Origin of the sequence: Corynebacterium mastitidis DSM 44356, assembly GCF_000375365.1 — a bacterium.
GTDB lineage: Bacteria > Actinomycetota > Actinomycetes > Mycobacteriales > Mycobacteriaceae > Corynebacterium > Corynebacterium mastitidis.
Window position 1 is genome coordinate 123,141 of the sequence record NZ_AQXB01000007.1, and the last position, 25,936, is coordinate 149,076.

24 protein-coding genes and 1 pseudogene are annotated in these 25,936 nt (G+C 71.0%); 9 read left to right on the forward strand and 16 right to left on the reverse strand.

All coding sequences use genetic code 11. The features are described 5' to 3' along the window. Nucleotides 1–12: 12 nt before the first annotated feature. The 4 genes and pseudogenes from B140_RS0109245 to B140_RS12435 all read left to right on the forward strand — a co-directional run bounded on the left by B140_RS0109245 (nucleotide 13) and on the right by B140_RS12435 (nucleotide 5,043). Entirely contained in the window at nucleotides 13–2,385 is a 2,373-nt protein-coding gene (locus B140_RS0109245) for an MMPL family transporter (protein ID WP_018119078.1), read from the forward strand. 11 nt (nucleotides 2,386–2,396) lie between these two features. Beyond that, nucleotides 2,397–2,981 (forward strand): TetR family transcriptional regulator, encoded by a 585-nt coding sequence (locus B140_RS0109250; RefSeq protein ID WP_018119079.1) that lies wholly within the window; start codon nucleotides 2,397–2,399, stop codon nucleotides 2,979–2,981. 33 nt (nucleotides 2,982–3,014) lie between these two features. Continuing rightward, on the forward strand, nucleotides 3,015–4,064 hold the full coding sequence (locus tag B140_RS0109255) for a DUF6882 domain-containing protein (RefSeq protein WP_018119080.1): 1,050 nt from the start codon (nucleotides 3,015–3,017) through the stop codon (nucleotides 4,062–4,064). Further along, nucleotides 4,061–5,043 (forward strand): annotated as a pseudogene (locus B140_RS12435) (DNA glycosylase AlkZ-like family protein). Before B140_RS0109255 ends, B140_RS12435 begins: the two are co-directional and overlap by 4 nt. Here B140_RS12435 and B140_RS0109265 read toward each other — a convergent pair. Beyond that, nucleotides 5,036–6,058 (reverse strand): enoyl-CoA hydratase/isomerase family protein, encoded by a 1,023-nt coding sequence (locus tag B140_RS0109265; RefSeq protein WP_040426381.1) that lies wholly within the window; start codon nucleotides 6,056–6,058, stop codon nucleotides 5,036–5,038. The pseudogene B140_RS12435 and the gene B140_RS0109265 sit on opposite strands and share 8 nt — an antisense overlap. Before the next feature lie 55 nt (nucleotides 6,059–6,113). Between B140_RS0109265 and B140_RS0109270 the strand changes: the two genes are divergently transcribed. Beyond that, the gene (locus B140_RS0109270; protein WP_018119083.1) at nucleotides 6,114–6,899 is read left to right on the forward strand and encodes a Cof-type HAD-IIB family hydrolase; all 786 of its coding nucleotides are present in this window, start codon (nucleotides 6,114–6,116) and stop codon (nucleotides 6,897–6,899) included. On the opposite strand, the gene B140_RS0109275 is transcribed toward B140_RS0109270, so the two are convergent. Together B140_RS0109275 and B140_RS0109280 are read right to left on the reverse strand one after the other, a co-directional pair. Continuing rightward, nucleotides 6,896–7,357 carry a PTS sugar transporter subunit IIA gene (locus tag B140_RS0109275; protein WP_018119084.1) on the reverse strand — a complete coding sequence of 154 codons (462 nt, stop codon included), beginning with the start codon at nucleotides 7,355–7,357 and terminating at the stop codon, nucleotides 6,896–6,898. The two genes, B140_RS0109270 and B140_RS0109275, sit on opposite strands and share 4 nt — an antisense overlap. Continuing rightward, the gene (locus B140_RS0109280) at nucleotides 7,354–7,590 is read right to left on the reverse strand and encodes a PTS sugar transporter subunit IIB (protein WP_018119085.1); all 237 of its coding nucleotides are present in this window, start codon (nucleotides 7,588–7,590) and stop codon (nucleotides 7,354–7,356) included. The genes B140_RS0109275 and B140_RS0109280 overlap by 4 nt, the downstream gene beginning before the upstream one ends. 100 nt (nucleotides 7,591–7,690) lie before the next feature. Here B140_RS0109280 and B140_RS0109285 point away from each other — a divergent pair, with 100 nt between their 5' ends. Then, the gene (locus tag B140_RS0109285) at nucleotides 7,691–8,941 is read left to right on the forward strand and encodes a PTS transporter subunit EIIC (RefSeq protein WP_211208160.1); all 1,251 of its coding nucleotides are present in this window, start codon (nucleotides 7,691–7,693) and stop codon (nucleotides 8,939–8,941) included. Here B140_RS0109285 and ppk2 read toward each other — a convergent pair. The 3 genes from ppk2 to B140_RS0109300 form a co-directional block, all read right to left on the reverse strand. Further along, nucleotides 8,928–9,809 carry a polyphosphate kinase 2 gene (ppk2, locus tag B140_RS0109290; RefSeq protein ID WP_018119087.1) on the reverse strand — a complete coding sequence of 294 codons (882 nt, stop codon included), beginning with the start codon at nucleotides 9,807–9,809 and terminating at the stop codon, nucleotides 8,928–8,930. The genes B140_RS0109285 and ppk2 overlap by 14 nt on opposite strands. Nucleotides 9,810–9,830: 21 nt before the next feature. Continuing rightward, nucleotides 9,831–10,154 (reverse strand): putative quinol monooxygenase, encoded by a 324-nt coding sequence (locus B140_RS0109295; protein WP_018119088.1) that lies wholly within the window; start codon nucleotides 10,152–10,154, stop codon nucleotides 9,831–9,833. Nucleotides 10,155–10,235: 81 nt separating this feature from the next. Beyond that, the gene (locus B140_RS0109300; protein ID WP_018119089.1) at nucleotides 10,236–12,038 is read right to left on the reverse strand and encodes an ABC-F family ATP-binding cassette domain-containing protein; all 1,803 of its coding nucleotides are present in this window, start codon (nucleotides 12,036–12,038) and stop codon (nucleotides 10,236–10,238) included. Nucleotides 12,039–12,117: 79 nt separating this feature from the next. Here B140_RS0109300 and B140_RS0109305 point away from each other — a divergent pair, with 79 nt between their 5' ends. Both B140_RS0109305 and B140_RS12440 read left to right on the forward strand, forming a co-directional pair. Further along, a complete protein-coding gene (locus B140_RS0109305) occupies nucleotides 12,118–13,350 on the forward strand; it encodes a hypothetical protein (protein WP_018119090.1) in 1,233 nt (410 codons plus the stop codon). A 71-nt stretch (nucleotides 13,351–13,421) separates the two neighbouring features. Further along, the gene (locus B140_RS12440) at nucleotides 13,422–13,685 is read left to right on the forward strand and encodes a helix-turn-helix domain-containing protein (protein WP_018119091.1); all 264 of its coding nucleotides are present in this window, start codon (nucleotides 13,422–13,424) and stop codon (nucleotides 13,683–13,685) included. Between the two features lie 12 nt (nucleotides 13,686–13,697). On the opposite strand, the gene B140_RS0109315 is transcribed toward B140_RS12440, so the two are convergent. The 8 genes from B140_RS0109315 to rsmI all read right to left on the reverse strand — a co-directional run bounded on the left by B140_RS0109315 (nucleotide 13,698) and on the right by rsmI (nucleotide 23,183). Continuing rightward, nucleotides 13,698–14,669 (reverse strand): 4-(cytidine 5'-diphospho)-2-C-methyl-D-erythritol kinase, encoded by a 972-nt coding sequence (locus B140_RS0109315; protein WP_018119092.1) that lies wholly within the window; start codon nucleotides 14,667–14,669, stop codon nucleotides 13,698–13,700. Beyond that, the gene (gene rsmA, locus B140_RS0109320) at nucleotides 14,666–15,535 is read right to left on the reverse strand and encodes a 16S rRNA (adenine(1518)-N(6)/adenine(1519)-N(6))-dimethyltransferase RsmA (protein WP_018119093.1); all 870 of its coding nucleotides are present in this window, start codon (nucleotides 15,533–15,535) and stop codon (nucleotides 14,666–14,668) included. Before rsmA ends, B140_RS0109315 begins: the two co-directional genes overlap by 4 nt. 3 nt (nucleotides 15,536–15,538) lie before the next feature. Further along, nucleotides 15,539–16,744, reverse strand: coding sequence for a resuscitation-promoting factor (locus B140_RS0109325; RefSeq protein ID WP_018119094.1), 1,206 nt, complete (start codon nucleotides 16,742–16,744; stop codon nucleotides 15,539–15,541). Between the two features lie 140 nt (nucleotides 16,745–16,884). Then, nucleotides 16,885–17,724, reverse strand: a complete 840-nt coding sequence (locus B140_RS0109330) for a TatD family hydrolase (RefSeq protein ID WP_018119095.1) — start codon at nucleotides 17,722–17,724, stop codon at nucleotides 16,885–16,887. A 9-nt stretch (nucleotides 17,725–17,733) separates the two neighbouring features. After that, the gene (locus B140_RS0109335; protein WP_018119096.1) at nucleotides 17,734–18,057 is read right to left on the reverse strand and encodes a CAP domain-containing protein; all 324 of its coding nucleotides are present in this window, start codon (nucleotides 18,055–18,057) and stop codon (nucleotides 17,734–17,736) included. 439 nt (nucleotides 18,058–18,496) lie between these two features. Further along, on the reverse strand, nucleotides 18,497–20,326 hold the full coding sequence (gene metG, locus B140_RS0109340; protein WP_026166190.1) for a methionine--tRNA ligase: 1,830 nt from the start codon (nucleotides 20,324–20,326) through the stop codon (nucleotides 18,497–18,499). Between the two features lie 15 nt (nucleotides 20,327–20,341). Beyond that, nucleotides 20,342–22,126: a BCCT family transporter gene (locus tag B140_RS0109345; RefSeq protein WP_083912295.1), complete on the reverse strand. Its 1,785-nt coding sequence runs from the start codon at nucleotides 22,124–22,126 to the stop codon at nucleotides 20,342–20,344. Between the two features lie 190 nt (nucleotides 22,127–22,316). Then, entirely contained in the window at nucleotides 22,317–23,183 is an 867-nt protein-coding gene (rsmI, locus tag B140_RS0109350) for a 16S rRNA (cytidine(1402)-2'-O)-methyltransferase (protein WP_018119099.1), read from the reverse strand. A 55-nt stretch (nucleotides 23,184–23,238) separates the two neighbouring features. Here rsmI and B140_RS0109355 point away from each other — a divergent pair, with 55 nt between their 5' ends. Further along, nucleotides 23,239–24,810 (forward strand): dolichyl-phosphate-mannose--protein mannosyltransferase, encoded by a 1,572-nt coding sequence (locus B140_RS0109355; protein ID WP_018119100.1) that lies wholly within the window; start codon nucleotides 23,239–23,241, stop codon nucleotides 24,808–24,810. 60 nt (nucleotides 24,811–24,870) lie between these two features. Here the strand turns inward: B140_RS0109355 and B140_RS0109360 are convergent, their stop codons facing one another. Both B140_RS0109360 and B140_RS0109365 read right to left on the reverse strand, forming a co-directional pair. Beyond that, a complete protein-coding gene (locus tag B140_RS0109360) occupies nucleotides 24,871–25,542 on the reverse strand; it encodes a zf-HC2 domain-containing protein (RefSeq protein WP_018119101.1) in 672 nt (223 codons plus the stop codon). Next, the gene (locus B140_RS0109365) at nucleotides 25,539–25,931 is read right to left on the reverse strand and encodes a DoxX family protein (RefSeq protein ID WP_018119102.1); all 393 of its coding nucleotides are present in this window, start codon (nucleotides 25,929–25,931) and stop codon (nucleotides 25,539–25,541) included. Before B140_RS0109365 ends, B140_RS0109360 begins: the two co-directional genes overlap by 4 nt. Nucleotides 25,932–25,936: the final 5 nt, after the last annotated feature.

Sequence of the window (25,936 nt, forward strand, 5' to 3'; positions counted from 1 at the left end):
GAAAGAAACCCCATGTCGCGCTTTCTCTACCGGCTGGGCAGCCTCGCCTACCGGAAAAAATGGCCCTTCCTCGCCTTCTGGCTGGTGCTCCTCGTCGCCCTCGGCGGCCTGGCCGGGGCCTTTGCCAAGTCCCCCTCCACCTCCTTTTCCATCCCCGGCCTGCGCGCCGTGGAGACCCAGGAGCGCATGCAGGAGCTCTTCCCCGACGCCGGGGACTCCCTCAGCGCCGCCAGCGGCACCGTGGTGCTCCACGCCAAGGACGGCGCCACCCTCGACGATCCCCGGGTGGCCGCCCAGGTGGACGCCCTGCTGGGCGAGCTGAAGGAGACCGGGGAGCTGACCGAGACGGACGCCCTGGTCAACCCCGCGCTCGCCGCCGAGGGCATGCGCGCCCAGCTCGCCCCGCAGCTTGAGGCCCAGGGTCTGCCCGCCGAGCAGGTCGCGGAGAACATCGCCGCGCTCAGCCCGCTGAGCCAGGACCGCAGCACCGGCACCGCCACCCTCACCTTCGACGCCCCCACCGCCCAGGACATCGACGCCGAGGCGCTGGGGCGCGTGACCGACATCCTCGACGGCGCCAACAGCGACGCGCTGAGCGTGACCTACAGCGGCAACGCCTTCAACGGCGCCGGGGAGATGGACATGACCTCCGAGCTGATCGGCCTGGCCGTGGCCGCGGTGGTGCTGCTCGTGACCTTCGGCTCCGTGCTGGCCGCCGGCATGCCCATCCTCTCCGCCATCATCGGGGTGGGCATCGGCATCCTCGGGGTGCAGCTTGCCACCCTCATCACCGACGACGTCAACGACATGACCCCCACCCTGGCCTCCATGATCGGCCTGGCGGTGGGCATCGACTACGCCCTGTTCATCGCCTCGCGCTTCCGCAACGAGATGATCGCGCTCATCAAGGCCAAGGACGGCCGGGGCGAGGACCACGACCCCAAGGACCTCGCCCGGCGCATCCGAGACCTCTCCCCCGCCGAGCGCGCGCACGCGATGGGCATGGCCACCGGCACCGCCGGGTCCTCGGTGGTCTTTGCCGGGCTGACCGTGCTCATCGCCCTGGCGGCGCTGTCCATCATCAACATCCCCTTCCTCACCTGGATGGCCCTCGCCGCCTCGCTCACCGTGGCCATCGCCGTGCTCGTCTCCCTGTCCTTCCTCCCCGCGCTGCTGAGCCTGCTGGGCACCCGGGTCTTTGCCGGGCGCGTCCCCGGCCCCACCGTGCCGGACCCGGACGGCACCACACCCACCCTCGGGCGCCGGTGGGCGCGCCGGGTGGGCCGCCACCCCTGGCTCTCCCTGGTCGGCGGCGTGCTCGCGCTGGGCCTGCTGGCGCTGCCCATGCTGAACATGCGCCTGGCCATGCCCACCGACGGCTCCTCGGCCCCCGGCACCCCGCAGCGCGAGGCCTACGACACGATGGCGGAGTCCTTCGGCCCCGGCCGCAACGCCCCGATGATCGCCCTGGTGGAGGCGGGCGACCTCCCCGAGCAGGACCGCCTGCCCGCCTTCGCCCGCGCGGTGGAGGACTTCTCCGCCACCGAGGGCGTGGTCAACGCGCAGATCGCGGGCACGAGCCCGGACGGCACCGCCGCGCAGGTGCTCATCACCCCCGAGGGCGGGGCCACCGACGAGTCCACCTCCCGGACGCTGGTGTCCCTGCGCGAGCACGCCGACGCCTTCCACGAGGAGACCGGGGCGAGCTACGGCATCACCGGCTCCACCCCCATCTTCGACGACATGTCCGACCGCCTCTCCGAGGTGCTGCTGCCGTACGTCGCCATCGTGCTCGCCCTGGCGTTCCTCGTGCTGATGGTGGTGTTCCGCTCCGTGTGGGTGCCGCTCATCGCGGCCCTGGGCTTCGGCCTGTCCGTGGCCGCCACCTTCGGCGTGACGGTGGCCCTGTTCCAGGAGGGCTGGCTGGGCCTGGTGGGCGACCCCCAGCCGCTGCTGAGCTTCCTGCCCATCATGCTCATCGGGCTCGTCTTTGGCCTCGCCATGGACTACCAGGTGTTCCTGGTCACCCGCATGCGCGAGGACTACCACCACGGGCTCGGCGCCGCGCGGGCCACGGAGAGCGGGTTTGCCCACGGCGCCCGCGTGGTCACCGCCGCCGCCCTCATCATGATGTCCGTGTTTGCGGCGTTCATCCTGCAGGACGCCCCCTTCATCAAGACGATGGGCTTTGCCCTGGCCACCGCGGTGTTCTTCGACGCCTTCGTGGTGCGCATGATGATCATCCCCGCCACCATGTACCTGCTGGGCGACCGAGCCTGGGCGATCCCCGGATGGTTGGACCGCATCCTGCCTAATGTGGACGTGGAGGGCACCGCCCTCGCGGAGATGTCCGCCGCCAACCACCAGCAGCACCACGACAAGTAGAAGGCATCGTCATGACCAACCTGCGGGAAACCAAGAAGGCCGCCACCCGCGCGGCCCTCGCCGAGGCCGCCACCCACATCGCCCTGACCCAGGGCGTGGAGGGGCTGACCGTCGCCGCCGTGGCGGAGGCCGCCGGGGTTTCCCCCCGCACCTTCCACAACTACTTCTCCTCCCGCGAGGAGGCGCTGTTTTACTCCATCACGCGGCGCGTGGAGTCCCTCCTCGAGGAGGTGCACAACGTCCCCGAGGGGCTCTCCCTGCTGAGCACCCTGGAGGAGGTGGTGGTGCGCGGGCTGCACCGCACCACCTCACACTCCGCCTCGCTGTACGTGCTCACCCGCCTGGGCGAGGTGGCCGAGGCCCTGGGTAAGAAGGACATCAAGCAGTCCCTGGACGAGCAGCTCCAGGGGCTCGTGGAGCAGATGCACGCCTGCTACCCGGAGATGAGCGTGTTCGAGGTCAAGATCACCCTGGGGGCCGCCACCCAGGCCGCCTCCGTGGCCCTGCTGGACTTCTACCGGCAGCCACACCAGCCCCTCGCAGAGGGGGAGCGGCTGCTGCGCCGCGCCTTCGACGTGCTGCGCCGCCTCGCCTGAGGCGCGGGCGGGCCGCCACGTATCATCGCGGGCATGAGTAACCTCATCGCCCGCGCCCAGGGGCTCGCCGCCCTCCACCGGCTCCCCGGCCCGCTCGAGTTCAGCGGCCCCTCCGCCGAGGACCCCACCCCGGACGCCCCGGTGGAGGTGCTCGCGGGCACGCGGCGGCTGCGCGGCACCCGCGTGGCCGAGATTCAGGGCAACGCCTGGCGGTGGCTCACCCTACGGCACCCCTCCGCAGACGAGGCCGAGCCCGCGCGCGAGGACCTCGTGGCCCTGGCCGGGGAGCTCTTCGACGCCTCCCCCGCCGTGCTCGCCCCGCGCGCGCAGGGCGGGGCGATGGTGGTGGCCCTCCACCTGGACGCCGCCGACGTTGCGCTGCGCGGCTGCCTCATCGAGGGCCTGCGGCAGGGCCCCTCGGACCCCCGGGCCCAACTCCGCGACTTCGCCGCCGCGCGCGGCCTGCCCCTGCGCGGGGAGGGCGACCGGCTCGTCCTGGGCGAGCAGCCCGTGCTCTTCGACGGCGAGGCCGCCCTCCAGGTGCCCGACCACGGCTCCCCCACCCTCGCGGACGTGTTCTCGGACGCCGCCTACCTCTCCATCGAACACCAGATGTTCTTCGAGTCCCAGCACCCCGCGCAGCAGGTGGTCCTCGACCTCGCCTCCGGCACCGCCGAGGGCATGGCGGCGCGCGTGGTAGGCACCTTCGACCGCCACGCCTTCACCTGGGGGTGGGCGGACGCCCGCCTCCCGCAGCCGGCGCAGGCGGCCAGCCGCCCCCTGTACGCCTTCGGGCTGCGCCACGGCCTCCTCCCGCTGATCTCCCCGCGCCTGCCGCTGGATCGGGCCACCCGGTGGGACGCCGCCGTGATCGCCAAGCCGCTGCTGGGCGCCTGGACGCACGCGGTGGCGGGCGTGGCGCCCGGCGTCACGGCGCTCGTGCTGCTAGACGCCCCGCACCTGCGCCTGCCGCCGCTGCGCCCCGAGGTGCGCGAGGCGGTGACCTCGCGGGCGCTGCCCGACTTTGCCGATCCCCGGCGCGCCCTGGCCGCCTACGAGCGGGCGCGAGGGCGCACCTCATGACGGAGATCTCCACGCGCGAGCTCCTCGCCCGCAGGCTCATCGCGCAGGGACTGGCAAGCTCAGCCGCGCGGCCCCGCTACCGCAGCGCCCTGGGGGTGGCCCGCGCACTGCTGGCCGTGCAGGGTCAGACCTACCCGGCGGGGATTCGCGCGCTGGCGCTGCGCAGCGGGCGCACCGACGAGGAGGTCCTGGGCGAGGTCGCCACCCTGAGCCTGGTGCGCTCCTGGCCGCAGCGCGGCACCCTGCACTTCCTGCCCGCCGAGGACGTGCGCTGGCTCAGCCGCCTGCTCTACCCCCGGGTGGCGGGCGGGCAGCGAGGGCACCGGCCCCGCCTGGGGCTCAGCGAGGCCGACGTAGAGGCGGCGCGGCGCGCCCTCCACGGGGTACTGCGGGAGCGTGGACCCCGGGGGCTCCCCCGGAAGGAGGCCTACGAGGTCTTTCGCCGCGCGGGCGTGGACCCAGAGCAGGGGCGCGGCTCGCACCTGTTGCGCGCCCTCGGCGGGGAGGGCGAGGTGGTGCAGGGCCCCGGCGCGGCGCGGACGAGACCTTCCTCCACGTGGAACACCTGCCCGTGGCCCAGCGCGAGCTCTCCGGGGCCGAGGCCCTGGCCGAGCTGGGCGCCCGCTACGCCGCGGGGCACGGGCCGGTGAGCGTGCCCGATCTCATGGCGTGGTCCAAGCTCCCCAAGACCCAGGCCGCCGCGGCGCTCGCCTCGGCGGGCGGCCTGCTGCCGGTGCGCTGCGGGGGCCAGGATTACTGGATGGCCCCGTGGCAGGAGGGGGTGACCCCGGCGGAGATCGAGGCGGCCCTGAGCCTGCGCCTGGAGCTTCCGGCCTTTGACGAATACCTCCTGGGCTACTCCGCCAAGGACCTCGTGCTCCCCGAGGCTCTGCGCGGGGACGTGCTCACCCGCAACGGCCTGAGCTGGCCCTGGGTGATGGAGGGCGGGGTGGCGGTGGCCAGCCTGCGCGCTAGGTGAGCAGCGCGGCGATGGCCTCCTCGTCCACGTCCTCGTAGCGCGCGGGGCTAAAGGCGGCGTCGTGGGTCTTGTCCACCAGGATCGCGCGCACGCCCTCGGCAAAGTTCGGGTCCTCGCGCAGGGCCTTGGCCAGGCGGGCCTCGTTGTCGATCCCCTCCTCCAGCCCCACGGAGGCGTTGGCGGCAAAGAGCGCGGCGGCGGCCACCACCGAGGAGGGGTTGGCCTCCGCCAGGGCCTTCTCCACGACCGCGCGCAGGTCCGCGTGCTCGTCCAGGGCGGCGGCGACGCGCGACCAGCGGGGCTCGGCAAAGGCGCGCTCGATGCCGGGCGCCAGGGCCAGCAGCCGGTTCTCCGCCTCCGGGGCGGCGTCGCAGCCGCGCAGCGCCGCCTCCACGCCGCCGTCGATGATCTCCCGGCGCAGCGCGCCGAGCCGATCGGAGGGCACGTAGTGGGTGGCCAGGCCCGTCCAGAGCATCTCGGCCGGGTTGAGGCGCCAGGCGGTGATCCCCAGGAAGGCCCCGAGCGCCTGGCCGCTACCGGGCAGGTGCTGGAGCACCCAGCTCATGCCCACGTCCGTGATGTAGCCGATCACCATCTCCGGCATGGAGGCAAAGGCCCTTTCCGTGACCACGCGGTGCGAGCCGTGGGCGCTGATCCCCAGTCCGCCGCCCATGACCACGCCGTCGATGAGCGCCACGTAGGGCTTGGGGTAGGCCGCCAGCGCCTTGTTCATGGCGTACTCCCGCGCAAAGAACTCGTCCACCTCCCCGGCGCGGCCCTCGAGGATGCGCTCGCGGGCGTAGCGCACGTCGCCGCCCGCGCAAAAGCCCTTCTCCCCGGCGGACTCGACGAGCACCTGGGTAATGGCGGGATCGTCGCGCCAGCGGTCGAGGGCCTCGGCGATGGCGCGCACCATCTCCGGGTTGAGGCTGTTGAGCGCGCGGGGGCGGTTCAGCCGGATGATTCCGGTAGTGTTTTCCACGAGGGTGAGCACGGGCGGCGTCGTTGTCGTCATGCCCCCAGTGTTCCATATCACTAGGGCCCGCGCGGGAGCGCACGGAAAGGACGCGATGAAGCACCGGCTGGTGGCGGCAGACATGGACGGCACGTTCCTGGACGGCCGGGGCGAGATCCCCGAGGGATTCTGGGATCTCTACCCCCGCCTCGTACAGGCCGGGATCGTGTTCGTCCCCGCCTCGGGCCGCCAGCTGGCCACGCTTCAGGATCTCTTCGGCCCCCTCGGGCGGGACCTCAACCTCATCGCGGAGAACGGCACGGTGGTGTACTCCGGGGGCGAGGTGGTCTCCACCACCCCCATGCGCGCCCGCTCCGCGCACGCCATTATCGACGCCGCCCAGGCCGCGCCCGGCCGCATGGAGATGGTGATCTGCACCCCCACCATGGGCTACGTGAACAGCCCCGACATCCTGGACGAGGTATCCAAGTACTACCACCGCGTGAGCACCGTGGCGGACCTGCACGAGGCGGTGGACGACTGCGTGATCAAGGTGGCCCTCTACTCCGCCGAGGACGCGGAGACGGTGGCCGCCCCGCTGCTGCGCGCCGCCGCCCCCGAGGAACGCGCGGTGGTCTCGGGCAAGCACTGGGTGGACGTGATGAGCCCGGAGGCCAACAAGGGCCGCGCCCTGACCCAGCTCGCCCGCGCCCTGGGCGTGGAGCAGCGAAACACCGTGGCGTTTGGCGATTACCTCAACGACCTCGAGATGCTGCGCTCAGCGGGCACCTCCTACGCCATGAGCAACGCCCACCCGCTGCTCAAGGAGGCCGCGGACCACATCGCCCCGCCCAACACCGAGGCCGGGGTGCTCACGGTGCTGGAGTCCATGCTGTCCTAGCGCACCCGGTAGAGCGCCTGCCCGCGCTCCACCTCCCCGGCGGCCAGCAGCTCGCCCATCTCTCCCGCCATGGCCACCACGGGGCAGGTCAGGTCGTAGCCCTCGGCGGCGATCGCGGGGGCGTCGATGGTCACCACCGGCTCCCCGGCGCGCACCTCGTCCCCCTTGGCCTTGTGCACCTCAAAGCCCTTGCCGCCCAGCTCCACGGTGTCGATGCCCACGTGGACCAGGATGCCCGCCCCGGCCTTATCCATCACGATGAAGGCGTGCGGCAGCACCTGCTTGAGGGTGCCGCCCAGCGGGGCCACCACCTCGATGCGGCCCGTGGCCTGGGGCACCACGGCCACGCCCTTGCCCACCATGCCGGAGGCAAAGACCTCGTCGTTGACCTCGCCCAGCGGGATCACCGCGCCCGCCAGCGGGGCACCCACCTCGCGTGCCTCTACCGACCCGGTCACAGCAGGTCCTCGATGTCCTCGGCGATCATCTCCGCCTGCGGCCCCACCACCACCTGCACCACGGTGCCCGCGGCGACCACGCCGATGGCCCCGGCGGCGCGCAGCGCGGCCTCGTCCACGGCGGAGGCGTCCCCCACCACCGTGCGCAGGCGGGTGATGCAGCCCTCGATCTCCTCGATGTTCTCCGCGCCGCCCAGGCCTGCGATAATGCCCTCGGTGTTGATCTGTGCCATGCCGCACACTCCTTTCCTCACGTCCCTAAGTAACGGGTACCAGCATATACACTGACCTTGTTTCTTTATTCCTTCCCTTTTCTCACACGAAGGAGCGGCGATGTCTGCCAAGAAAAAAGGAAAGAGCATGCAGGTGCTGCAGCGGCTGGGGCGCTCGCTCATGCTGCCCATCGCCACACTGCCGGTGGCCGCGCTCATGCTGCGCGCCGGGCAACCCGACCTGCTGGGCCGCTGGCCGGAGATCACCGCGCTCAACTGGCTAGCACACCTGCTCGCCGGGGCGGGCAACGCGATCATGACCAACCTCCCCATCCTGTTCGCGGTGGGCATCGCCGTGGGCTTCGTCAAGAAGACCGACGGCTCCACCGCCCTGGCCGCCGTGGTGGGCTACCTCATGCTCACCGGCACCTTCGAGGCGATGTCCCCGCTGGTGCTGGAGGGCGTCACGGACGCCAACGGGGAGCAGGCCGTGGTGAACTACAACGTCTTTGGCGGCGTGCTCATCGGGATCATCGCCGCCCTGGAGTGGCAGCGCTTTCACCGCACCCGGCTGCCGGACTGGCTGGGCTTCTTCAGCGGCAAGCGCCTGGTGCCCATGATCGTGGGCTTAAGCGCCGTGCTCGTTGCCATCCCCCTGCTGCTGGTCTACCCCTACTTCGACGCCGCCCTGACCTGGGCGGGCGAGTCCGTGCAGCGCAACGACGTGGTGGGCGGCCTCCTCTACGGGCTGGCCAACCGCTCGCTGATCCCCCTGGGCCTGCACCACCTGCTCAACTTCGTGCCCTGGTTCGTGCTCGGCTCCTACACCAATCAGGCCGGGGACGTGGTGCACGGGGACATCGCCCGATTCCTGGCGGGCGACCCCTCGGCGGGCAGCTTCATGACCGGCTTCTTCCCCATCATGATGTTCGCGCTGCCCGCCGCCTGCCTGGCCTTTTACCACACCGCGCGGCCCGCGCAGAAGAAGATCGTGGGCGGGGCGATGCTCTCCCTGGCGCTCACGGCCTTCCTCACCGGCATCACGGAGCCCATCGAGTTCTCCTTCATGTTCGTGGCCATGCCGCTGTACGCGGTCCACGCGGTGCTCACGGGCACCGCGCTGGCGCTGATGAACTTCCTGGACGTGCGGATGGGCTTCGGCTTCTCCGCCGGGGCCACCGACCTGCTGCTCAACTGGGGCATCGGGACCCGCCCCTGGCTGATCCTGGCGGCGGGGCTGGCCTACGGGGCGCTGTACTACCTGCTGTTCCGGTTCATCATCGTCCGGTTTGACCTGATGACGCCGGGGCGCAACCCCGAGGAGGACCCCGCCCCGGAGGCCCCCTCGGACGCGGCGGCTACTTCTTCTTAGTCTTCTTGCCCTTCTTCCCGGCCTTATCGCCGCCCTTGGCCCCGGCCTCCAGCCGGGCCGCCACGTCCGGTACATAGCGGAAGTCCTCGCGGGGCGGGCGCTGATAGTCACGGTCCGAGGTGGGGCGATCCGGTATCTCCGGCAGGGGGCGCTCGATCTTCTCGTAGGGCACCGTGGAGAGCAGGTGCGAGATCACGTTGATCCGCGAGCGCTTCTTGTCCTCCGACTCCACCGTGTACCAGGGCGCGGCGGGGATGTCCGTGTGCACGAACATCTCGTCCTTGGCCCGGGAGTACTCCTCCCAGCGGGTGATGGACTGCAGGTCCATCGGGGAGAGCTTCCAGCGGCGCAGGGGGTCGTTGCGGCGGGACTGGAAGCGCGCGATCTGCTCCTCGTCGGAGACGGAGAACCAGTACTTGCGCAGCATGATGCCGTCCTCCACGAGCAGCCGCTCGAAGATGGGCGCCTGGTGGAGGAAGCGCCGGTACTCCTGCGAGGTGCAAAAGCCCATGACCCGCTCCACCCCGGCGCGGTTGTACCAGGAGCGGTCGAAGATCACGATCTCCCCGGCGGTGGGCAGCTTTTCCACGTAGCGCTGGAAGTACCACTGGCCCTGCTCCCGGGAGTTCGGGGCGGGCAGCGCCTCGATCCGGCAGGTGCGCGGGTTGAGGTACTGGGTGATGCGCTTGATCGCGGAGCCCTTGCCCGCGGCGTCGCGCCCCTCCATCACGATCACCAGGCGGGCGCCGGTCTCCACCACCCACTGCTGCATGTCCACCAACTCCGCCTGAAGGCGCTTGAGTTCCTTCTCGTAGGCCTTCTTGTTCAGCTTGGGCGGGTTGGTGCTGTGCGGTTCCTCATGGCTCATGAGCAACCAGTCTACCGGGGGCTAGTCCACGGCAAACTCGGCCATGCGGTCCCACTCGGTCTTGCCCGGGATGGTGGTGTTGATGATCTTGGGCGTCTCCAGCAGCAGCTCGGGGAACAGCTCGCAGGCGTCCTTGAAGTGCTGGGAGTTCACATGGGCCTCGGCGGCGTCGTCCTGGAAGGCCTCCAGGAGCACGTACACGCCGGGGTCGTCCGTGCTGCGGTACCAGTCGAAGAAGATGTTGCCCTCCTCCGCGCGGGTGGCCTGGGTAAACTCCTCGACCTTCTCGCGGAAGTTCTCCACGTACTCGGGCTTGGGTCGGTACACCACGTTGATCAAAATCATGGCCGCCAGTGTACCGGCCCTACTCGAACCTCGCGTCCCCGCCGCCTGATGAAAGACGCCGCGCGGCAGCCACGAGGGCGCTTATCCCTCGAGTTCCTCGGCGGCCTCCAGCCAGGCGGCCTCGGCCTCCTCGTGCCGCTCGCGCAGGTCCCGCGCCCGGGCGTCCAGCTCCGCCAGGCGCTGGGTGTCCGGCGGGGTGGCCGCCGCCACCTCGGCCATCTCCGCCTCGCAGGCGGCGATCTTCTTCTCCAGGGCGGCCATCTCCTTGTCCAGCCTGTTCATCTTCTTGGAGAGCTGGCGGTACTCCTGGCTGCTCGGGCGCTCGGCCGCCGGGGCGGGGGTCTTGTCCCCGAGGTCCAGCGTGGCCGCCCCGGCCCCGGCGGCCTCCTCGGCGCGGCGGCGCAGGTACTGCTCTATGCCCCCGAGAAGGTTGGTCAGCCTCCCGTCGCCAAAGAGCGCCCAGGTGCTATCCGCGATGCGCTCGATGAGGTAGCGGTCGTGCGAGATCACCACGAGCGTGCCGGGCCAGCCGTCGAGCAGGGACTCCAGCTCCTGCAACGTGTCGATGTCGAGGTCGTTGGTGGGCTCGTCGAGTAGCAGCACGTTGGGCTCCGCCATGAGCACGCGTGTTAGTTGCAGGCGGCGGCGCTCCCCGCCGGAGAGGTCGCCCACGGGGGTGCGCTGCCGCTTGGCGGAAAAGCCCAGGCGCTCGGCGAGCTGGGAGGCGGAGAGCTCCTTGGTGCCCAGGGTGACGTAGGTGGCCACGTCCTCCACGGCGTCGAGCAGCCTGCGGGTGGGGTCGAGGTCGTCAAGCTCCTGGCGCAGCCAGCCCAGGCGCACCGTGCGGCCCTCCGCGCGGCGCCCCGCGGCCAGCGGGTGCTCGCCCGCCAGGGTGCGCAGGAGGGTGGTCTTGCCGGAGCCGTTGACCCCCACCAGGCCGATGCGCTCGCCGGGCGCGAGCCGCCAGGTCAGGCCGTCCACCAGGACGCGGCCGTCGGGGGTCTCCACGCGGGCGTCCTCCAGGTCGATCACCCGGTTGCCCAGGCGGCGCTTGGAAAAGGCCATGAGTTCCACGGAGTCGCGCGGGGCGGGCACGTCCGCGATGAGCGCCTCGGCGGCCTCGATGCGGTAGCGGGGCTTGGAGGTGCGGGCGGGCGCGCCCCGGCGCAGCCAGGCCAGCTCCTTGCGCGCGAGGTTGCGGCGGCGGGCCTCGGCGGCGTCGGCCTGGCGGGCGCGCTCGGCGCGGGCGAAGGTCCAGTCGTTGTACCCGCCCTCGTACACGTCCACCCGGCCGTCGTGCACCTCCCAGGTGCGGGTGGCCACCGTGTCGAGGAACCAGCGGTCGTGGGTGACCACCACCAGGGCGATCTTGCGGCCCAGCAGGTGGGAGGCCAGCCACTGCACCCCCTCCACGTCGAGGTGGTTGGTGGGCTCGTCGAGCACCACGAGGTCCAGCTCGCGCACCAGGGCGGCGGCGAGGTTGACGCGGCGGCGCTCCCCGCCGGAGAGTCTGCCCACCGGGGTGTCCAGCCCCAGGGCCGCCACCCCCAGGCCGCCGAGCACTGAGCGCACCTTGGCGTTGGAGGCCCACTCGAAGGTCTCCAGGCCCAGCGGGCCGAGCACCACCTGGGCCACGGTGGCCTCGGGGTCGAGGTCGGCGCGCTGCGTGACCACGGCCATGCGCAGGTCGTGGACGTGGGAGACGCGCCCGGAGTCCGGGGCGGCCAGGCCGGTGAGGACCTCGAGCAGGCTGGTCTTGCCGCCGCCGTTGAGTCCCACCACGCCGATGCGGTCGCCGCTTTGCACCCCCAGGGAGACGCCGTCGAGCAGGGTTTTCAGGCCGTAGGAGAGGGAAACGGCCTCCATGTTGATGAGGTTTGCCATAACGCTGGTCAATTCTATGCCACGCGCACCCCGCCCACACTATTGATAATGGTTTTCATTATCTGCTAGGCTTCGCCGCATGAAACGCACCGCGGCGTTCGCCGCCCTCCTCAGCACCGGCCTTACCCTCTGCGCCTGCACCAACCCCACCTCCCACACCGCCCGCACTGCCCACACCGGCCCCGCCGAACTCGCAGAACTCACCGAGCTCGCAGGGGTCTCCTCCCTCCACCCGCGCCTGACCTACACCCACGACGGCGGCATCACCACCCTCGACGCCGTCACCGGCGAGCCCCTGGCCACCACCGCGCGCGAGGGATTCCTACGCCTCAACCCCACCGGCGACGGTCGCACCCTGCTCGTCACCGCCGGGGACGAGTTCCTGCTCTACGACGCCGCCGCGCGTCGCGTGGATCACGGCGACCACTCCCACGCCTACTCCGGCGATCCGGTGCTCACCTCCACCGCCTTCGACGCCCCGCGCGCCGGGCACGTGGTGGCCCACGGCGGCACCACCGCGCTCTTCTCCGACGGGGAGGGCAGCGCCACGCTGCTGCCCACCGACTCCTTCACACAGGCCTCCCCCGCCCCGGCCCGCCGCGTGGCCACCGGCTCCGCCCACCACGGCGTGGCCGTGCCCCTCGGCGCGGGCCTGCTCGCCACCGCGGGCACCGAGGAGGAGCGCTCCACCGTGCGGCTCCTCGACGCCCAGGGGCACGCCTCGGCGGAGACCACCGACTGCCCCGGCGTGCATGGGGAGGCCGTGGCCGGGGAGCGCGTGGTGTTCGGCTGCGAGAACGGGCCGGTGGTCTTTGACGGCACCGGCTTTGCCAAGGTGCCCGTGGACACCGCCTACCAGCGCTCCGGCAACCTCGCCGGGCACCCGGACTCCCCCTACGTGCTGGGCGATCACAAGACCGACCCCCACGCCGAGCACGAGCGCCCCACCGCCGTGGCGATCATCGATGCCCGCGACGCCTCGCTGCGCACCGTGGACCTGGGCGCCTCCTACTGGTTCCGCTCCCTGGGCCGCGACGAGTCCGGGCGCGGGATCGTGCTGACCACCGACGGCGCGCTGAAGATCATCGACATGGAGCGCGGCGAGGTGCTGCGCAGCATACCGGTGATCGAGCCCTGGGAGGAAAAGGAGGACTGGCAGGAGCCCGGCCCGATCCTCAAGGTGGCGGGCTCCACCGCCTACGTCAGCGACGCCACAAGTGGGCTCGTTGTGGTGGACCTCGAGGCGGGCGAGGCGGTGGCGCGGCACGAGGTGGAGCACGCTCCGGTGGAGATGGAGGTGACTGGGGTGTAGGCCGGGGCGGCCGCGCGGCTATCCTCAGATATACAACGCCACCACGCCCCGCAGAGGAAGGGAGGACGTCCGTGCGGCCACCGAAGACAGCCCTGATCCGGATCGGTGGGGAGATACGCGCCGCCCGCGCACGCAACGGTCTCAGCCAGGCGGCGCTGGCGGAAAAAGCAGGGATTCCTCACGACGTCCTCTCGCGCGTCGAACGCGGGGAGGGGCAGGCGCCGATGAGCACGCTTGCCGCGCTTGCCCGGGTGGTTGGGCCCATCGCAAGCTTCGTCGAGGAGCCCTCGACTCCTCCCGACCTCGCCCAGGCGCACCTCTGGACGGATGCATAGCCGCCCCGTCGGCTATCCCACCGCCCGCGCCCCCGGCATCGGGCCGTGGGCCACCACCGCGCGGCTGGCCAGGTTCTGGCCCACCAACTCCTCCGCCACCGCGGCCGCCGATTCCTCGTCCCGGCACAGGAAGGCCAGGGTGGGCCCCGAGCCCGAGACCACGCAGCGCACCGCCCCCAGCTCCACCGCCGCGCCGTGCGCCACGCGCAGGCCCGGCATGAGGCTCAGGGCCGCCGCCTCCAGGTCGTTGTGCATGTGCACCCCCACCGCCAGGGGGTCGCCGGTGGCCAGGGCCGCGTTGATCGCGTCCACGTCCATGCGCGGGCGCCGCTCGGGGCGGGCGTAGCGCAGCTCGTCGAGCGCCTTGAACACCTCGGGGGTGGACAGCCCCCGGGGGGACAGCGCAAAGACCCAGTGGTAGCGCCCCTTGCTCAGCACCGGGGTGAGGTCCTCGCCGCGCCCGCGCCCCCAGGCGGTGCCGCCCATGAGCGTGAAGGGCACGTCCGAGCCCAGCTCGGCGGCGATCTCGTGCAGCTCCCACTCCGCCAGGGCCGGGTGCTCGGGGTACTCGGCGGCGAGGATCTCGGCGGTGGCGCGCAGCGCGGCGGCGGCGTCCGCCGAGCCCCCGGCCATGCCCCCGGCCGTGGGGATGCCCTTGTGCAGGTGCAGGTAGAAGGCCGGGGCCCAGCCCAGCCCGTGCCACCGCCGGTAACGGCCTACCGCCGCCTCCACGGCGCGCACCGCGAGGTTCGTGGAGTCCGTAGGCACCTTGTGGGCGTCCAGGCCCGTGACCCGCACGCCCCGCACGTGGGGGCCGCGCGCGACCCGGCGGGAGGGCACGGCCTCCACCGCGAGGTCGTCGTGCAGGCTCACCGCCTGGAACACCGTGGAGAGGTCGTGGAAGCCGTCCGCGCGGGCCTCCCCCACCCCGAGGAACACGTTGACCTTGCCGTGGGCGCGGGCGCGCACCACCCGCCGCGTCACTGCGCGCCTCCCAGGCGCACGAAGTCCGCCACGCTCAGGCGCTCGCCGCGCGTCTGGGGGTCGATCCCGGCGGCCCGCAGCCGCTCCTCCGCCGCCGCCCCGGAGCCGTACACCCCGGACAGCGCGGCGCGCAGGGTCTTGCGGCGCTGGGCAAAGGCGGCGTCCACGAGGGGGAACACGGCGCGGCGGGTCTCCTCCGTGAGCGGCCAGGGGGCCCGGTCCGGCGGGTAGCAGTCGATGCGCACCAGGCCGGAGTCGATGCGCGGGGCGGGCCAAAAGACGTTCTTGCCGATGGCCCCCGCGCGGCGCACCTGCCCGTACAAGCTCGCCTTGACCGAGGGCACCCCGTACACGCGGGAGCCGGGGTCCGCCGCGAGGCGGTCGGCCACCTCCGCCTGCACCATCACCAGCACCCGGCGCAGCGTGGGGAAGGTGGCCAGCAGGTGCAGCAGCACGGGCACGGAGACGTTGTAGGGGAGGTTGGCCACCAGGGCGGTGGGCGGCTGAGGCACGTCCCCCGTGCCCAGGCGCAGGGCGTCGCGGTTGACCACGGTGAGGCGGTCCGCGTAGTCCCCCGCGAACTCCCGCGCGGTGCTCGGCAGGCGGCGGGCCAGGCGGTCGTCGATCTCCACGGCGGTGACCTGCTCGGCGGTGTCGAGCAGCGCCAGGGTGAGCGAGCCGAGGCCCGGGCCCACCTCGATCACCCGATCCTGCGGGCTCAGCTCCGCGGCCGCGACGATGCGGCGCACGGTGTTGGGGTCGTGCACAAAGTTCTGCCCCAGCTTCTTGGTGGGGTTGACCCCAAGCTCCTCTGCAAGGCGACGGATCTCCACGGGCCCGAGCAGGCGGGCGGGCTGGCTTCCCATGCCCTAGCGGATGCCGAGCTTGGCGGTACAGGCGGGCCAGGCGCCCCAGCCCTGGGCGGCCTGCACCCTCTCCGCCACGGCGATCTGCTGCTCGCGGGTGGCCATGTGGGCCTCCGGGGCGTACTCGGTGCCGCCGAAGCCCGCCCAGGTGGAGGGGGTGAACTGCAGGCCGCCGGAGAAGCCGTTGCCGGTGTTGATGGACCAATCGCCCCCGGCCTCGCACTGGGCCAGGGAGTCCCACACCCCGCCCTGGGGCACCGCGGGAGCGGAGGCGCCGCCCTCCTCGGAGGACGTCTCGCCGCTCCCGGCGGCGCGGGAGGAGACGGTGACCGAGCGGGGGCCGGACTTGGTGCCGCGCGCGATCACGCGGGCGCGGGCCGGGGTCTTTTCCTCCTCGTGGACGACCTTGTTTTCCTTCTCCTCGCCGTTGACGCGGAGGATCTGCCGGATCACCTCGCGGACCCCGGCGGACCCCTCCTCCACCACGGACTCCTCGCCCTCCGGCAGGTCAGCGTCGTCCACGTACTCCACCGGGGGCTCGATCTCCTCGGTGCCCTTCTCCTCGACCTTCTCCACGCGGTCGATCACGATGCTGAGGTTCTTGCTCAGCGGGGTGTCCAGGCCGGGGCGCACCACGTCGTCCTCGCCCAGCTCGATCCCGCGCTGCTTCAGGGCGTCGCGCACGGTCTTGGCGGCCAGGGAGGTGTAGCTCACGTCCTTGCCGTCGTGGATGGCCACGATCTTGGGCGAGGTGATCTCCAGCTTCATGCCGTCGGTGATGCGGCTGGACCCCTCGGCGGTCACCTCGGAGCCCGGCTCGATCTCCGGGTGTTCGCTGAGCAGGTCCTCCACGGTCAGCGCCGTGGAGCGGATGCCCTGCTCCTCGCCGTCGATGACCAGGGCCACGGGCTTGGCGGTGCGCACGGTGATGGTCCCGGAGTCCGTCACTTTCTCGGAGGGGGCCGGGTACACCAGATCCCCAGTGCTCACCTCCACCCCGGCCTCCTCCAGGGCCCCGGCGATGTCCCTGGACATGGTGGTCAGCTCGGTGCGCTCCCCGTTGAGGTCCAGCACCACGGACTTCTGCCCCTGGGCCACCACCACGCCGCCCACCACCATGGTGGCCAGCACGCCGCCCGTGGCCACGCGCAGGGGCATGGAGTGGCTGCTGTTGATCCGGCGGATCGTTGAGGTGTGCTTGGGTGCCATTACAGAGTTCTCCAGGGAAGCGGGATCATGTCAACCCACATAACAGTACGGTAACGCGCCCCGCCGTGTCCAGCCTCGCGGCCCGCCGCCGCGCGCGAATCCCAGCAGGTCAGGCACAGGAATCACGGTGGTCACACCAGTCACGCCAGCCCGTAGACGGCGTCGAAGGTGCGCGAGACCTCCAGCGCCAGCTCCTCCGGTTCCTGCCCGCGCACCCGAGCCACGCACCGGGCCGTGTGCCCCACCAAAAACGGCTCGTTCCGCGCGCCCCGGTAGGGCTCCGGGGTCATGTAGGGGGCGTCCGTCTCCACCAGAAGCTGCCCCGGGGGCACCAGGGCCGCCGCCTGGCGCAGCTCCTCGTTGCGCTTGAAGGTGACGTTGCCCGCGAAGCTCAGCACCCACCCCCGCTCGATGGCCTCCCGCGCCGTGGCAACCGGGGAGGAGAAGCAGTGCAGGATCACCGCCGGCGGGGCGGGAACCTCGTCCAGGATGCGCAGCAGGTGCTCGTCGCCCTCCCGGTTGTGGATCATCAGGGCCTTGCCCGAGCGCGCCGCCAGGTCCGCGTGCCAGCGCAGGGCCTCCTCCTGGACCTCCAGGGGGGCGGTAGACTCGGGGTCGTGCCGCAACCAGTAGGTGTCGACCCCCGTCTCACCGATCGCCACGCAGCGCGGATCGGCGGCCATCTCCGCCAGCCGCGCCCGGGCGGCCTCGTCTAGCTCCGCGGCGCGGGTGGGGTGAATCGCGCAGGCCGCGTACACGCGCTGATGGTGCCGCGCCGCCGCGAGCGCCTGCTCCGCCTCCTCCAGGCCGTCGCCCACCGTGCAGATCCGCTCCACGCCCGCGTCCACCGCGCGCGCCACCACGGCGTCGATCTCCTCGGGGGTGCGCGCCCCGCAGGAGGCCAGGTGGGTGTGCGCGTCCACGAGGTGCGGGAGGAAGTCGGCGGGTTCGGGCGTGGGCCTGGGTTTCTTCTTAGCCATGCCCCCGTATTACCAGAATCGCTGCACGCCGTAGGTGCCCTTGCCCTTCTCGTAGCTCCACCCGGCGCCCATATACTCGGCCTCCCGGTTCAGCATGTTGTTGCGGTGCCCCGGGGAGTCTATCCACGCCCGCACCAGCCGATCCGGCTGCGCCTCAGCCCCGATCCAGGCGACGTTCTCCGCGTAATACCCGGACTGGTGTTCCAGTTTGCCCTTTCGACGCATCGCGTCGGCCCAGGCCTGCGCCCCCTCCACCAGGTCATCATCGCACTTCAGCGACGCCAGCCCGTTCTCCTGCCGGTACTCGTTGGTAAGGCGGACAATGGTTGCCACGTGATAATCCGCGCAATTATAGGCAAAGGCCGCCGCAGAGGAAGAAACAACGATGCCCGCCGCTATGGCAGAACTGGCCACGATTACCCCCATAACGGGACGAAAAGAAAACACGACCGCCGCACCTTTCCGGTTTTTATTTTTATTTTCCTTACGCCACTCATAATACCGCCGGAAACCACCCCCGAAGAGGTATATCTAATGGTCCGCAGGCCCCCGGGACGCGCCGCATAGGGATACCGTATAAAACCCCAAATGACCCATTGGCGGCCCCGCCCCGGGACCCCCACCGCGCCAGCGGAAACACAACCGCCGCCCCCACCCCCGGATACGAAAGTATCTTTTTATAACGTTGCGCACAGCGCGCCCCCGCAGAAAACAAAGGACCTTTTATCCCCCGCCGCGCCTGACCCGACGCCCCACGGGCCGGGCTCCCCCGCTACTGCACCGGCGCCCAGGCGGGGCCGGTCTCCGCCAGCTCGGGGTCCAGCTTGTTGATCAGCGGCGTGGGCTTGGCCAGCGCCGTGCCCGGCACCACGTCCACGCGCTCCCACCGCGCCTGCTGGGCGGCGTAGTCCCCGGAGATGATCGGGTACCGCTGGCCCTCCTCCGGCAAGCCGGTGCCCACCAGCTCCACGGGGGCGTCGTCCGTCACCTCGCTCACCTCGGGCTGGGCGGCCCAGATCCCCTCGCGCCCCAGGGTCTCGTGCACGCGCTGGGCCGTGGCGGGCAGGTACGGGGTGAGCATGACGTTGCAGTCGCTGACCACCTGCAGGGCCGTCCACAGCACGGTGGCCAGGCGCTCGCGCTGGGCCTCGTCCTTGGCCAGCTTCCACGGCTCCTGGGCCGCGATGTAGGCGTTGGCCTCCCCCACCACGTGCATCGCGGCGGTAATGCCCGCCTTGAACTTGGACTGCTCCAGGCACTCGCCCACCGCGTCCAGGGACTCCCGGGCGAGGGTGAGGATCTCCTCGTCCTCGGGACGCAGGGCACCGGGGACGGGCACCTCCCCGAAGTTCTTGTGCGCCATGGACACCGTGCGGTTGACCAGGTTGCCCCAGCCGTTGGCCAGCTCGTTGTTGATGCGCCGCACGAACTCGTCCCAGGTGAAGTCCGTGTCCGTGTTCTCCGGGCCCGCCACGGCGATGAAGTAGCGCAGGGGGTCCGGGCCGAACTCCTCGAGGAAGTCTTTGACGTAGATCACCACCCCCTTGGAGGAGGAGAACTTGGAGCCGGACATGGTGAGGAACTCCGAGGAGACCACCTCGGTGGGCAGGTTCAGCTCGCCGTAGGCGTGCAGGTCGCCGCCCTTGGCGCCCTTGCCCGCGTACCCCAGCAGCTCGGCGGGCCAGATCTGGGAGTGGAACGTGATGTTGTCCTTGCCCATGAAGTAATAGGCCTCGGCCTCGGGGTTGCGCCAGAACTTCTGCCAGGCGTCCGGGTCTCCCGAGCGCCAGGCCCACTCGATGGAGGCGGAGAGGTAGCCCACCACCGCGTCGAACCACACGTAGAGCTTCTTGGCGTTGTTGTCCTGCCAGCCCTCCACCGGCACCGGGATGCCCCAGTCGATGTCCCGGGTCATGGCGCGGGGATGGAGGTCGCGCAGCAGGTTCAGGGAGAACTTGAGCACGTTGGGCCGCCAGGATTCCCGGGTGCTCAGCCACTCCTCCAGGGCCTGCGCGAGGGAGGGCAGATCCAGCAGGAAGTGCTCCGTCTCCACGAACTCCGGGGTCTCCCCGTCGATCTTGGACACCGGCTTGATAAGGTCCACCGGGTCGAGCTGGTTGCCGCAGTTATCGCACTGGTCGCCGCGCGCGCCGTCGGCACCGCAGATGGGGCAGGTGCCCTCGATGTAGCGGTCCGGCAGGGTGCGCCCGGTGCGCGGCGAGACCGCGCCCATGGTGGTCTGCTTAATCATGTAGCCGTTCTCGTAGAGGCCCTTGAACAGCTCCTGCACCACCGCGTAGTGGTTGCGGGTGGTGGTGCGGGTAAAGAGGTCGTAGGACAGCCCCAGGCCCGCAAGGTCCTGCACGATCTGCCGGTTGTAGCGATCCGCCAGCTCCTTGACGGACACCCCCTCCTTGTCTGCCTGCACCAGCAGCGGGGTTCCGTGCTCGTCCGTGCCGGAGACCATGAGCACCTCGGCGCCGCGCATTCGCTGATAGCGGGCAAAGACGTCCGAGGGAACGCCGAACCCCGCCACATGGCCGATGTGGCGGGGACCGTTGGCGTAAGGCCAGGCAACAGAAACGAGCACGGTTTTGGTCATGCGCTCTAGCCTAATTTATCTGTCTGCCGCGTGCCCACCCCCGGCCCGCTCGTGCCGCTTGGCCCGGCGCGCCAGGCGACGCGCGCGCTGCTGCTCGCGCTGCAGGTACTCGCGGTGAATGCGCCGCTCGCGGGCCAGGCTGCGGGCAAAGCGCTGCTGCTCGCGGTAGTCCAGGTAGATCACGTCGTTGCGCAGGTCCTTGACCAGCGCGAACATCAGGGCGATCACGATGACCAGGAAGGGCGCGGCGGCCACGATGGTGACGTTCTGGAGGTTGCTCAGCACGTCGTCCCCGCCGGAGACCAGCAGCGTGAGCCCGATGAGCGCGGTCAGCAGGCCCCAGGACGCGGAGACCAGCGGGTGGGCGTCCGTGCGGCCGTACTGGGACATGGAGCCCATGACGGTGGAGGCGGAGTCCGCCGAGGTGATGAAGAAGGTGCCCAGCAAGAGCACCGCCACGATGCCCATGACCTGGCCGCCGGGCAGGTTGTGCAGGAGGTTAAAGAGCTGGTTCTCCGCCGAGCCGTCGCCCCACACGGACTGCCCCTCGCGCTCCATGGTGATCGCCGTGCCGCCGAAGATGGCGAACCACACGGTGGACACGCCCGCCGGGATGAGCAGCACGCCCACGCAGAACTCGCGGATGGAGCGCCCGCGCGAGATGCGCGCGAGGAACATGCCCACGAAGGGCGACCAGGAGATCCACCAGGCCCAGTAGAAGATGGTCCAGCTCGAGAGCCACTCGCCGTCGGAGTTGGTGGCGGTGCGCGAGGCCATGGAGAAGAACTCCGAGAGGTAGCCGCCGATGGAGCCCGGGATGAGGTTGAGCACGGCCACGGTAGGGCCGAGCACAAAGACCACGATGGCCAGGATGGCCGCCAGGACCATGTTGGCGTTGGAGAGATACTGAATGCCCTTGCCCACGCCCGAGACGGCGGAGAGCAGGAAGGCCAGGGTGAGCACCGAGACGATGCCGATGATGGTCCACATCCCGGGGGACTCCACGATGCCCGCCGCGGACAGGCCCGCGCCGATCTGGATGGCGCCCACGCCCAGGGAGCAGGCGGTGCCGAACACGGTGGCGAAGATCGCCAGGGTGTCGATGAGCTGCCCCAGCCACCCCTTGGCGCGCCGCTCCCCGATCAGCGGGGTAAACGCGGAGGAGATGAGCTGCCTGCGCCCGATCCTGAAGGTGGAGTACGCGATGGCCAGGCCCACGATGGCGTAGATCGCCCAGGGGTGCAGCGTCCAGTGGAACATCGCGGAGGCCATGGCGGAGTTGACGTCCTCCTCCGCGTGCCCGGGCACCCCCTGCCGGTAGAAGGTCAGCGGCTCCGACGCCCCGTAGAACATCAGGCCGATGCCCATGCCGGCGGCGAACATCATGGCGATCCAGGACACGGAGCTAAACTCCGGCTCCTCGTTGACCCGGCCCAGCCGGATGGAGCCGAACTTGCTCAGCGCGATCACCGCGACGAAGGCCACGAACACAGTGCCAAAAAGGACAAAGGCCCAGCCAAAGTTGGTCACCACGAAGTTCAGGGCGCTCTGCGCGAAGGAGGCGAAGGACTCGGAGCCCACGAGTCCCCAGACCACCATGGCCAGGGCCACGGCGCCGGCGGCGGAGACCACCGGCCAGTTCACCCCCTTGCCCTCATCCTCGGATTCCAGGGTGATATCCGCTTCGGTATATTGATCCAATCCGGCGCTAATGGCGGATTGCCCTTGGAGCATGGCCGCCAACTGCTCGGTGGCAGAGGCCTGCTCCCCCTCTCTCTCATACTCATGCGGATGTGTCATACACTCCACCATTAAGCAGCCCCCGCGATATATCAAACCTACCGCGGCGATAGGAGCGCCGGAATAAACGCCGCCGCCAGGATCGTTACCCTCCCGTAATCACACATAAGCCCAGCGCACGGCGCACACCGCGGGCAAAAAGGTCACGGAAAGGTCACATCTTGCTGAGAGTTTGTGTGAGGAGCCTGACTTAGCCGCGCGCGGCCAGGGCGGCGTCGTACAGCTCCCTGGTGCGCACCCCGCTGGCGGCGGCGATCTCCTTGCACACAGCCTTAAGCCGCTCCCCCTCCGCCACCCGCGCCAGGACCTCCGGCACCAGCGAGGCCGCGTCCCGCTCCTCCTTCGCCGCCGCGTCGAGCACCACGGTCACCTCGCCGCGCACGCCCTCGGCCGCCCAGCGGGCCACCTCCCCCAGGGGTCCCCGGCGCACCTCCTCGTAGGTCTTGGTCAGCTCCCGGCACACCGCCACCCGGCGCCGCTCCCCCAGCACCTCGGCGGCCAGGGCCAGGGTCTCCGCCACCCGGTGCGGGGATTCGAAGAAGCACACCGCGCGCTGTTCCCCCCGCAGCGACTCCAACCAGGTGCGCCGGGCGCCGTCGCGGCGGGGGGCGAAGCCGTCGAAGATGAACCGCCCCACCTCCAGGCCGGACAGCGCCAGGGCGGTGGGCACCGCCGAGGGGCCGGGGGCGCAGCTCACCGGAACGCCCGCCTCGAGCGCCGCGTTGACCAGGCGCAGCCCCGGGTCGGAGACCACGGGCATCCCGGCGTCGGTGACCACCGCCACCGTGCCGGAGCGCGCGGCCGCCAGCAGCGCCTCCACGCGCTGCTCCTCGTTGTGGTCGAAGTTGGAGACCACCCGGCCGGTGATCTCCACGCCGAGGGCCTGGGCCAGCGCCCGGGTGCGGCGGGTATCCTCCGCGGCGATCACGTCCGCCTCCGCGAGCAGGCGGCACAGCCGGGGGGTGGCGTCTCCGACGTTGCCCAGGGGCGTGGCGGCGAGCACCACCCCGGTGGGCAGCGGGGCGCTCAGGGCGGCGTCGAGATGCGAGGAGTTCATGGGTACAGCATGGCACATTTACCCGCAGCACCCCGAGGCCCCTAAAATCTGACGGGTGAGCACGCCGAGCACCCTCCCCCGCTTTCGCAGGCCCGATCCCCCCGCCCCGCTGCGCTCCCCCTGGGGCCGCCCCGAGGCCTACTCTTTCGCCGTGATCGGCGTGCTGGCCCTGCTCACGCGCTTCATCGGGCTCGGCTCCACCGCCGCCAAGGGCACGCCCGTGTTCGACGAGAAGCACTACGTGCCCCAGGCGTGGGACATGGTGCGCAGCACCATCAACCCGCTGATCGGGGGGATCGAGAACAATCCGGCCTACGGGCTGGTGGTCCACCCCCCGCTGGGCAAGCAGATCATCGCCCTGGGCGAGCGGCTGTTCGGCTACACGCCCCTGGGGTGGCGGTTCATGGCGGCGCTCTTCGGCTGCCTCGTGGTGCTGGCCCTCATGGGATTCGTGCGCTCGCTGAGCAACTCCTGGCAGATCGCCGCCTTCGCGGGCCTGCTGGCCACCTTCGACGGCGTGCTCCTGGTGACCTCCCGCTACGGAATGCTGGACATCTTCCAGGTGCTCTTCGTCCTGCTCGCCGCCTGGGCCCTGGTGGCCGACCGCCAGCAGATCCACCGACGCCTCCACCGCGCCTGGGCCGAGGGGAACCTGGGCAACTCCCCCTACGGCCCCCGCCTGGGGTACCGCTGGTGGCGCTTTGCCGCCGGGGTGTGCCTGGGCCTGGCGCTGGGGGTGAAGTGGTCCGGGCTGTACTACATCGCGTTCTTTGGGCTGCTCAGCGTGTTTGGCGACCTCGCCCTGCGCCGCCGCTACGGGGCCACCCGCCCCGTGCTCGGGGCGCTGCTGCGCGACACCCTCCCCGCCCTGACCTCCCTCGTGCTCCTGCCCGCCGCGCTGTACCTGTGGTCGTGGCGGGCCTGGTTCTCCTCGGAGACCTCGGTGTACCGCCATGCGGCGGCCGACGGCACCATCGCCTCCTCGGACCACTCCTGGCTCAGCGCGCTGCCCGATACCGCCGCGAGCTGGCTGTACTACCACCTCTCCGTCCTGGACTTTCACGCCCAGCTCACCTCCTCGGGCGGCCACCACCACCCCTGGGACTCCAAGCCCTGGGCCTGGCTCGTCTCCGGACGGCCCATCCTGTACTACTCGTCCACCGGCATCGAGTGCGGGGCGGGCACCTGCCGCCGCATGGTGTACCTCTTTGGCACCCCCGCGATCTGGTGGCTCACCATCCCCGTGCTGCTCTGGGCGCTGTGGAGTCTGTTCGTGCGCCGCGATCGCCGCTTCCTCGTGCCGCTGGTGGCCTTCAGCGCGGGCTTTATCCCCTGGCTGGCCTCCTTTGACCGGCAGATGTACTTCTTCTACGCCTCCCCGCTCGTGCCGTTTAGCATCGCCATGATCGCGCTGACCCTGGGCCAGCTCTGCGGGCGCGGCGGGCAGGTCAACCGGGGAATACTGCGCGACCTCGCGGGGGGCACGCTGCACCGGGGCACCCTGACCGTGGCCGCGTACCTGGCGGCGGTGGTGGCCATGTTCCTGTACTTCTCCCCGCTGTTCTACGGCTACGCCATCCCCGACGGCTACTTCGACTCCATGATGTGGATGCCGAGCTGGCGCTAGGGGCGCGCCCTCAGTCCCGCCGGACGGCGGCCCTAGTCGGCGGCCTAGTTCAACAGCGCCCTAGCTCAGCAGCCCGGCGCGCCAGCGCGACCACCCGCCGCTGCTCACCCACGCCCAGGCGGCGGCCCCCGTGGTCAGCGCCAGCACCGCCAGCTCCATCGCCTGCCCCCGGCTGGTGCCGCCGAGCAGGAAGTCCCTCATGCCAAAGCCCAGGCTGAACATCGTCCACGCGCCCAGCAGCGGCAGCAGCCCCAGCAGCAGGCGCGGCAGCCACGCCCCCAGAAGCAGGGCGGCGGCCAGCGCGAGACGCACCGCGGCCCCCTGCGCCAGCAGGCGCGCCAGGGCGGGGTCGGCGGCGGGGCTGAGCACCCGGCCGCCGTCCACCGTCTCCAGCAGCCCGCCGGTATCGGCCAGCATCCGCACCGCCACCACCGCGTGCAGCACCGCCAGCAGCGCGAGGCTCAGGCGCGCGACGGTCAGGGAGGCCAGGCGGGCACCGGAGTGGCGCCGCCACTCCGGCTCCACCTCGGTGAGGATGGCCCTGGTCAGCTCCTCCCCCGGCTCCCGGCCCGCGGGGGCGGGCAGAGGCTGGAGGCGCGCCGCCCGGCGATAGAACGCCTGGCACTGCTCGCACTGGTCCAGGTGGGTCTCCACCACGTCGTCGTCCAGGCGGCCCGCCTCGCCGTCGAGCCGGGCGGAAAGCTCCGCCTGGATCACCTCGTGCGCGATCATCGGGTGAGCACCCCGTCCACGCTGGCGCGCCCGGAGCCGAACACCACGATCATCAGCAGGGATACCAGCATCACCACGGGGTATTCCAGGGTCTCCACGCTGGGGGTGAGGTGCACGAAGTAGATGGCGGCCACCATGAGCAGGGCCAGGGCCCCGGCCACCACGGTGGTGAGCAGGCCGATCACCAGCAGCGCGCCCCCGGCGAGCTGCGCGATGCCCGCGATCCACGCGGACAGGGCGGGCTGCGGGACCCCCCAGGCGCTGAATTGCCCGGTGGTCTCCGTGATGCCGTCCACCATGAGGATCTTCCACCCGTGGGCCACAAAGATCAGCCCCAGCACCGCCCGGAAAATCAGCAGCGCACCATCCCGTATCACCGGCCTGTCCATGGCCT

Coding starts and splice junctions, on each gene's coding strand:
- B140_RS0109245 (WP_018119078.1), top strand. CDS start 13: ATGTCGCGCTTTCTCTACCGGCTGGGCAGCCTCGCCTACCGGAAAAAA.
- B140_RS0109250 (WP_018119079.1), top strand. CDS start 2,397: ATGACCAACCTGCGGGAAACCAAGAAGGCCGCCACCCGCGCGGCCCTC.
- B140_RS0109255 (WP_018119080.1), top strand. CDS start 3,015: ATGAGTAACCTCATCGCCCGCGCCCAGGGGCTCGCCGCCCTCCACCGG.
- B140_RS0109265 (WP_040426381.1), bottom strand. CDS start 6,058: ATGACGACAACGACGCCGCCCGTGCTCACCCTCGTGGAAAACACTACC.
- B140_RS0109270 (WP_018119083.1), top strand. CDS start 6,114: ATGAAGCACCGGCTGGTGGCGGCAGACATGGACGGCACGTTCCTGGAC.
- B140_RS0109280 (WP_018119085.1), bottom strand. CDS start 7,590: ATGGCACAGATCAACACCGAGGGCATTATCGCAGGCCTGGGCGGCGCG.
- B140_RS0109285 (WP_211208160.1), top strand. CDS start 7,691: ATGTCTGCCAAGAAAAAAGGAAAGAGCATGCAGGTGCTGCAGCGGCTG.
- ppk2 (WP_018119087.1), bottom strand. CDS start 9,809: ATGAGCCATGAGGAACCGCACAGCACCAACCCGCCCAAGCTGAACAAG.
- B140_RS0109295 (WP_018119088.1), bottom strand. CDS start 10,154: ATGATTTTGATCAACGTGGTGTACCGACCCAAGCCCGAGTACGTGGAG.
- B140_RS0109300 (WP_018119089.1), bottom strand. CDS start 12,038: ATGGCAAACCTCATCAACATGGAGGCCGTTTCCCTCTCCTACGGCCTG.
- B140_RS0109305 (WP_018119090.1), top strand. CDS start 12,118: ATGAAACGCACCGCGGCGTTCGCCGCCCTCCTCAGCACCGGCCTTACC.
- rsmA (WP_018119093.1), bottom strand. CDS start 15,535: ATGGGAAGCCAGCCCGCCCGCCTGCTCGGGCCCGTGGAGATCCGTCGC.
- B140_RS0109325 (WP_018119094.1), bottom strand. CDS start 16,744: ATGGCACCCAAGCACACCTCAACGATCCGCCGGATCAACAGCAGCCAC.
- B140_RS0109330 (WP_018119095.1), bottom strand. CDS start 17,724: ATGGCTAAGAAGAAACCCAGGCCCACGCCCGAACCCGCCGACTTCCTC.
- metG (WP_026166190.1), bottom strand. CDS start 20,326: ATGACCAAAACCGTGCTCGTTTCTGTTGCCTGGCCTTACGCCAACGGT.
- B140_RS0109345 (WP_083912295.1), bottom strand. CDS start 22,126: ATGACACATCCGCATGAGTATGAGAGAGAGGGGGAGCAGGCCTCTGCC.
- rsmI (WP_018119099.1), bottom strand. CDS start 23,183: ATGAACTCCTCGCATCTCGACGCCGCCCTGAGCGCCCCGCTGCCCACC.
- B140_RS0109360 (WP_018119101.1), bottom strand. CDS start 25,542: ATGATCGCGCACGAGGTGATCCAGGCGGAGCTTTCCGCCCGGCTCGAC.
- B140_RS0109365 (WP_018119102.1), bottom strand. CDS start 25,931: ATGGACAGGCCGGTGATACGGGATGGTGCGCTGCTGATTTTCCGGGCG.